Origin of the sequence: uncultured Caballeronia sp. (assembly GCF_964243625.1) — a bacterium.
Taxonomy (GTDB): Bacteria; Pseudomonadota; Gammaproteobacteria; order Burkholderiales; family Burkholderiaceae; genus Caballeronia.
Genome location: NZ_CAXTGZ010000330.1, coordinates 1 through 6718, shown reverse-complemented (window position 1 = coordinate 6718; position 6718 = coordinate 1). Strand labels below are relative to the sequence as shown.

The following is a 6718-nucleotide window of genomic DNA, read 5'->3' as shown; positions in this document are numbered from 1 at the left end:
CGTGTGGGTATCTGTTGACGGAGGGGGAGGGTTTCAAGTGTTCTTGATTGCGGCGCCGAGCGCTCTTCTGAAGTACCAAACAGTTCAAAACTGCACGCTCGGGACACTTAAGAATTAGCGGTTGAGAGGCGTTTTCTTTGCTTCGTTTCTTTTTCGCCGTTTGGAAAAAGAAATGAAGTCCCGCCACGGACAGTGGCTAATAGTGCGAAAAAATACAGCCAGCAACGAACGCGCGAAGACCTAAGCAGCAGCAACCCGGCACCAGCCCCAACCACTACGACCAAAGCCCGGATTCACCCAACGGTCCGAGCCTTAACCGGCGTCCCATGCCACCGTAAGACCAGCGTCCGCCCGGCAAAAGTCAGCACTCCGGTCACGGCGATAACGATCCCCATGCCTTTTGGCGTGCCATCGTGCAGCATCCCGATAGCGAGACTTGCGAGCGCCCCCAGCGCCAACTGCACGGCGCCAAACACAGCGGCCGCTGCGCCGGCATTATGCGGATACCGATGCATGAGATCGGTCGTGCAATTCGCCGAAAGCAGCCCCACGACGCCCACAACAAAAAACAGGCACCCGACGATCGACCACAACCCACCGATCCCGGTGATACAAACAAACGCGGTAGCAAGCGCGGCAACGACACTAACAAACGAAGCAATAGAAATCAGCTTCAAAGACCCGAGCACGCCGACAAGCCGCGTATTCACCACATTCCATCCGATGATCCCGATGATATTCATGCCGAAGAAGAACCCATAATGCTGCGGCTTCACATGAAAGTAGTCGATATAAACAAACGGCGTTGCGGTGATATAGGCGAACATCGACGCGAACGCCATCCCGCCGCATAACATGTGGCCCCACGTGACGGGATCGCTGAGCAAATGCCCATAGGCGGCAAACGAGCGCCCAACCGCCGAAGAAGCCCGTTTCTCCCGCGGCCATGTCTCCGGAACACGCAGGTAAGTGGTCACCGCGCACACCAGTCCAAACAACGACAACGTGACGAACACCGCGCGCCACCCGCCGAGCAGCAGCAACTGCCCGCCGATCAACGGCGCAAGCAACGGCCCGATGGACGTCACGATCGCCAGCATGGACAACACGCGCGCCGCGTCCGATGGCGCGTGGGCATCGCGTGCAATCGCCCGCGCCAGCACCGAAGCCGACCCCGCGCCGAGCGCCTGCAAAAAGCGCATCAGAACCAGCGAATCGATGGAAAACGACAGCGCGCATCCCACGCTCGCGATCGCATACAAGATGATGCCGCCGAGCAGCACGGGCCGGCGCCCATAAGCGTCCGACAGCGGTCCGTACACGAGCATGCCGAGCGAGAATCCGAGCATGAAACTGGTCAACGTGATCTGCGCGGCGGCGGCTGTCGTGCCGAACGCATCGGCAAGAGACGGCAGGCTTGGCAGATACATATCGATGGACAGCGGACCGCATGCCGCCAGCGCGCCGAGCAGAAGAATCAGCCGGCGATCGGAACGGCGCTTGATGATTTCGGGCATGAGAGACAAAAAGGAACGTAGGGACAAGGTCTTCGGCAGACGTCGAAACGACTTAAACGAAGCCTTAACAGTGGGAGCATTGTACGCGCCCGGTTTGGCTCTCCCCCGCCAACGGGCGCAACGCGCCCGCCCCTTGCGGCCCGATCCAGGCGACTCCGGTACAATTTCACCTTGATTTCGTGCAGCCGCGCCAGCGCGCCCGACCATCGTCCTGCGCCGGATCGAAGCTTCGCAATCCCCGCGGCCGCAGCCCTCTCAAGCAGAACCCGTCATCCAGCGCAGGTCCAGTCATGTCCAGAAATGAAGCTCTCTTCGAACGCGCCCAGAAAACCATTCCCGGCGGCGTGAACTCGCCGGTGCGCGCGTTTCGCTCGGTCGGCGGTACGCCACGATTCATCGAACGCGCGTCGGGTCCGCATTTCTGGGACGCCGATGGCAAGCAGTACATCGATTACATCGGTTCATGGGGGCCGATGATCCTCGGCCACGTCCACCCTGAAGTGCTCGAGGCCGTCCAGCGCGTGCTGGCGAACGGCTTCTCGTTCGGCGCACCGACTGAATCCGAGATCGAAATCGCGGAAGAGATCTGCAAGCTGGTTCCATCGATAGAACAGGTTCGCATGGTCTCGAGCGGCACCGAGGCGACCATGAGCGCGCTGCGTCTTGCGCGCGGTTTCACCAAACGTGACCGGATCATCAAGTTCGAAGGGTGTTATCACGGCCACGCGGACAGCCTGCTGGTGAAGGCGGGGTCAGGGCTGCTGACGTTCGGCAACCCCACATCGGCGGGCGTTCCGGCGGATATCGCCAAGCACACCACCGTGCTCGAGTACAACAACGTCGAGCAGCTCAACGAGGCATTTGCCGCGTTCGGCGGGGAGATTGCATCGGTGATCGTGGAGCCGGTGGCCGGCAACATGAACCTCGTGAAGGGCTCGCCGGCGTTTCTCCAGGCGTTGCGCGCACGTTGCGACGAACACGGCGCGGTGCTGATTTTCGATGAAGTCATGTGCGGCTTTCGCGTCGCGCTCGGCGGCGCGCAAGAGGTCTACGGCATCAAGCCGGACCTGACGTGCCTCGGCAAGGTGATCGGCGGCGGCATGCCCGCAGCTGCGTTCGGCGGCCGCCGGGACATCATGGCGCATCTCGCGCCGCTTGGCGGCGTGTATCAGGCGGGCACCCTGTCGGGGAATCCGATCGCGGTCGCGGCCGGTTTGAAAACGCTGCAACTGATCCAGGCGCCGGGTTTCTACGAGACGCTGACCAGGCAAACGCGTCATCTCACGGATGGCCTCGCCGCGATCGCCAGGGAAACCGGCGTAGCGTTCTCGGCCGATGCCATCGGCGGCATGTTTGGTCTTTATTTCGCCGATAGCATTCCGGCGAGCTTCGCCGAAGTCACGAAAGGCGACACGAAGCGCTTCAACGCTTTCTTCCACGAAATGCTCGATGCAGGCGTGTACTTCGCGCCGTCGGCGTATGAAGCGGGCTTCGTTTCGATCGTCCACGATGACGCCGTGATCAACGCCACGCTCGATGCCGCCCGGGGCGCTTTCAGCCGTCTCGCTGCCTGATCAACGCTTACGTCAGAAAAAAAGAGGCCGCCGCAATGTTCTCGCAGACCGATTTCTCGCACATGGAGCGCGCGCTGGCGCTCGCCGCGCGCGGGATGTACACCACGACGCCCAATCCGCGCGTCGGCTGCGTGCTGGTCAAGGACGGCGATGTCATCGGCGAAGGTTTCACGCAGCCTGCCGGGCAGGACCACGCCGAGATCCGCGCGCTCAAGGACGCACGCGCGCGCGGCCACGATCCGCGCGGCGCAACCGCTTATGTGACGCTCGAGCCATGCAGCCATTTCGGCCGCACGCCACCTTGCGTGAACGCGCTGATCGAGGCGCGGGTCACGAAGGTCATTGCGGCAATGGAAGATCCGAATCCGGCCGTCTCCGGGCGTGGGCTGGCGATTCTTCGCGACGCGGGTATCGATGTGCGTTGCGGCCTCCTTGCGAACGAGGCATATGAACTGAACATCGGTTTCGTGTCGAGAATGACGCGGCGCCGGCCGTGGGTCCGCATGAAAGTCGCGGCCACGCTCGATGGCCGCACCGGTCTGCCGAACGGCGACAGCCAGTGGATCACAGGCGAAGCCGCTCGCGCCGACGGCCACGCATGGCGCGCCCGTGCCTGCGCGATCCTGACGGGAATCGGCACGGTGCGTGAGGACGATCCGCAACTGACCGTGCGCGCAGTGGAAACGCCGCGCCAGCCGCAACGCGTGTTGATCGACAGCCGGCTTGACGTGTCGCTCGATGCCCGGATTCTGGAAGGTGCGCCGCCGTGGATTTTTTGCGGCGCCGAGCCTGATATGGCTAAAGCCGAAGCGCTGCGTGAACGGGGTATCGAATTCACGTCGCTGACAAACGAACAAGGCAAGGTCGATCTTCCGGCAATGCTCGGCATTCTCGCCGATCGCGGTATCAACGAGCTGCATGTGGAAGCCGGCCATAAGCTCAATGGCTCATTGTTGCGCGAAGGCTGCATCGACGAATTGCTGATCTATCTCGCGCCGAGCCTGCTTGGCAACGCGCCCGGCATGTTCGACTTCACGCCGCCCGGGACGCTCGAGGCGCGGCCGCATTTGCGGTTTCATCGCATCGACCGGATGGGCGACGACGTGCGGATGCTCGCGCGCTTTGCCGATGTGAAGGCCGACGTGCAGCCTCTTACCTGACGCATAACTCCAAGGAATTTCGACGATGTTCACAGGAATTGTCGCGGCGGTCGGCCGCATTGAAGCTGTCACCCCGCTGGGCTCGCCCGCAGATGACGATACCGGCGTGCGCCTCACGGTTGCATCGGGCGGACTGGATCTCGCGGACGTCGAACTCGGCGACAGCATTTCGATTCAGGGTGCGTGCATGACCGTGATTGAGAAATCGGCGGAGTCGTTTGCCGTGGATGTATCGCGGGAAAGCCTGAACCGGACGGCGGGCCTGTCCGACCCCGGCGATGTCAACCTGGAAAAGGCATTGCGCGCGCATGACCGGCTGGGCGGACATCTGGTATCCGGACATGTGGACGGTCTCGGCGAAGTGACGCGCTTCGAGCCGGTTGGCGAATCGCACGAGTTGCGGGTTCTGGCGGCGAAGGATATCGGCAAGTACCTGGCGTACAAGGGATCGGTGACGGTCAATGGCGTGAGCCTGACGGTGAACAGCGTGACCGACCGGCCGGACGGATGCGAGTTTTCGATCAACCTCATTCCGCACACGGTGGAAGTGACGACGCTGCGGCATCTCAAGGCAGGTTCGAAGGTGAATCTGGAGATCGATTTGATTGCGCGGTATGTGGAGCGGATTCTTTCGTCATCGGGATCGGCGAATTAGGACACACAATCATAAGATCACAAGATAGCGCGCGAGCTTTCTGATTCCGGACAACTGCAGAAAAGTTCCCACTCGCGCCTATCTCCTGTTTCTGGAACAACAAGGTCTGATTAGCTCGGCGGCACAAATCGAGCGCAAGGCGATCTTTGCGGGAAGGCACTTTTCGCAGATTCGCTTCCCACCTGACTGACTTGCCTGGCAATGACTCGACGTTGACCCCGGCGCCCGGCACGCCTCAAAACCGGCAAAACCCCCGCGTTGCCCTCCCCGGTGGCGTAAAATACGCCCTTTCCCGAACGGACGACCATCGCAATGACGCTCGCCTCCACTCCAGAGATCATCGCTGAGCTGAAAGCAGGCCGGATGGTGATTCTCGTCGACGAAGAAGACCGCGAAAACGAGGGTGATCTCATCATCGCAGCCGACTTCGTGACGCCGGAAGCGATCAACTTCATGGCGCGGCACGGCCGTGGGTTGATCTGCCTGACCATTACGCCGGAACGCGCCCGCTTGTTGAACCTGCCGCTGATGACGCAGAAAAACGGCACGCAATACGGCACGGCATTCACGGTAAGCATTGAAGCCGCCGAAGGCGTGACAACCGGCATTTCGGCTTCCGACCGCGCCCGCACGATCAAGGCAGCCGTCGCGCACGACGCGAAAGCCGAACATATCGTCCAGCCGGGCCACGTTTTCCCGATCATGGCGCAACCGGGCGGCGTGCTGGTTCGCGCCGGACACACTGAAGCGGGCTGCGACCTGACGGCGCTGGCGGGTTTGACGCCGGCATCGGTGATCTGCGAAGTGATCCGCGACGACGGCGAAATGGCGCGCCTGCCTGATCTGATCGAATTCGCCGAGTTGCACGACATCAAGATCGGCACGATCGCCGACCTGATTCACTACCGCTCGCGGACCGAATCGATCGTCGAGCGCGTCGCCGAACGCACGATGCAAACGGCGCATGGCGCGTTTCGCGCAGTGCTGTATCGCGATCAGCCGAGCGGATCGCCGCATATCGCGCTGGTACGCGGCCGGCCGACGCCGGATATAGAAACGCCGGTGCGCGTGCATGAGCCGCTTTCGGTGCTGGATCTGCTGGAAGTGGATTCGTCCACGCATTCCTGGACGCTCGATGCCGCCATGAAGGAGATCGCCGCGCGCGATCTGGGCGCGATCGTGCTGCTCAATTGCGGTGACACGAAAGAGCATCTGGTCGAGGTCTTCGAGGCGTTCGAGCAGGAAGACAAGGCGGCTGAACTGAAGCGCAGGCCGATCGACTTCAAGACCTATGGCATCGGCGCGCAGATCCTGCGTGAACTGGGCGTGGGCAAGATGCAGGTCCTGTCGAACCCGCGCAAGCTGGGCAGCATGTCCGGTTACGGACTCGAAGTAACGGGCTTCATTCCCATGCCCGGCTGCCCTGCCACGCCATCCACGGATGCCGCGGACGCAGCTTCGATCGCTCATCTGCGTTCGGTCTGACCACGACCGGCCGGCTCAACACCACACGTACAACACTGAAAACGGATAAATAATGGAAATCGGACAATACCAACCGAACCTCGACGGCGACGGACTGCGCATCGGCATCGTGCAATCGCGCTTCAACGAACCGGTGTGCAACGGCCTCGTGGACGCCTGCACGGAAGAACTCGAACGGCTTGGCGTGATTGGTGAAGACGTGCTGCTCGTCACCGTGCCGGGCGCGCTCGAAATTCCGCTGGCGCTGCAAAAGCTCGCCGAATCGGGTCAGTTCGATGCTCTCATCGCGCTCGGCGCCGTCATTCGCGGCGAGACGTATCACTTCGA

6 protein-coding genes are annotated in these 6718 nt (G+C 61.8%); 5 read left to right on the top strand and 1 reads right to left on the bottom strand.

Annotation, left to right across the window (positions count from 1 at the left end):
- Nucleotides 1-293 precede the first annotated feature (293 nt).
- The gene (locus ACFFAR_RS20615; protein ID WP_174363171.1) at nt 294-1517 is read right to left on the bottom strand and encodes a Bcr/CflA family multidrug efflux MFS transporter; all 1224 of its coding nucleotides are present in this window, start codon (nt 1515-1517) and stop codon (nt 294-296) included.
- Nucleotides 1518-1807: 290 nt separating this feature from the next.
- Here ACFFAR_RS20615 and hemL point away from each other — a divergent pair, with 290 nt between their 5' ends.
- The 5 genes from hemL to ribH all read left to right on the top strand — a co-directional run.
- On the top strand, nt 1808-3091 hold the full coding sequence (hemL, locus tag ACFFAR_RS20610; RefSeq protein ID WP_061998895.1) for a glutamate-1-semialdehyde 2,1-aminomutase: 1284 nt from the start codon (nt 1808-1810) through the stop codon (nt 3089-3091).
- Between the two features lie 35 nt (nt 3092-3126).
- Complete coding sequence (gene ribD, locus ACFFAR_RS20605; protein ID WP_174363169.1) at nt 3127-4251, top strand: bifunctional diaminohydroxyphosphoribosylaminopyrimidine deaminase/5-amino-6-(5-phosphoribosylamino)uracil reductase RibD; 1125 nt, start codon at nt 3127-3129, stop codon at nt 4249-4251.
- Between the two features lie 25 nt (nt 4252-4276).
- Nucleotides 4277-4906 (top strand): riboflavin synthase, encoded by a 630-nt coding sequence (locus tag ACFFAR_RS20600; RefSeq protein ID WP_062169605.1) that lies wholly within the window; start codon nt 4277-4279, stop codon nt 4904-4906.
- A 312-nt stretch (nt 4907-5218) separates the two neighbouring features.
- Entirely contained in the window at nt 5219-6391 is a 1173-nt protein-coding gene (ribBA, locus tag ACFFAR_RS20595; protein WP_061998892.1) for a bifunctional 3,4-dihydroxy-2-butanone-4-phosphate synthase/GTP cyclohydrolase II, read from the top strand.
- 52 nt (nt 6392-6443) lie between these two features.
- On the top strand, nt 6444-6718 hold a 275-nt coding region (ribH, locus tag ACFFAR_RS20590; protein ID WP_375508365.1), incomplete at its 3' end, for a 6,7-dimethyl-8-ribityllumazine synthase.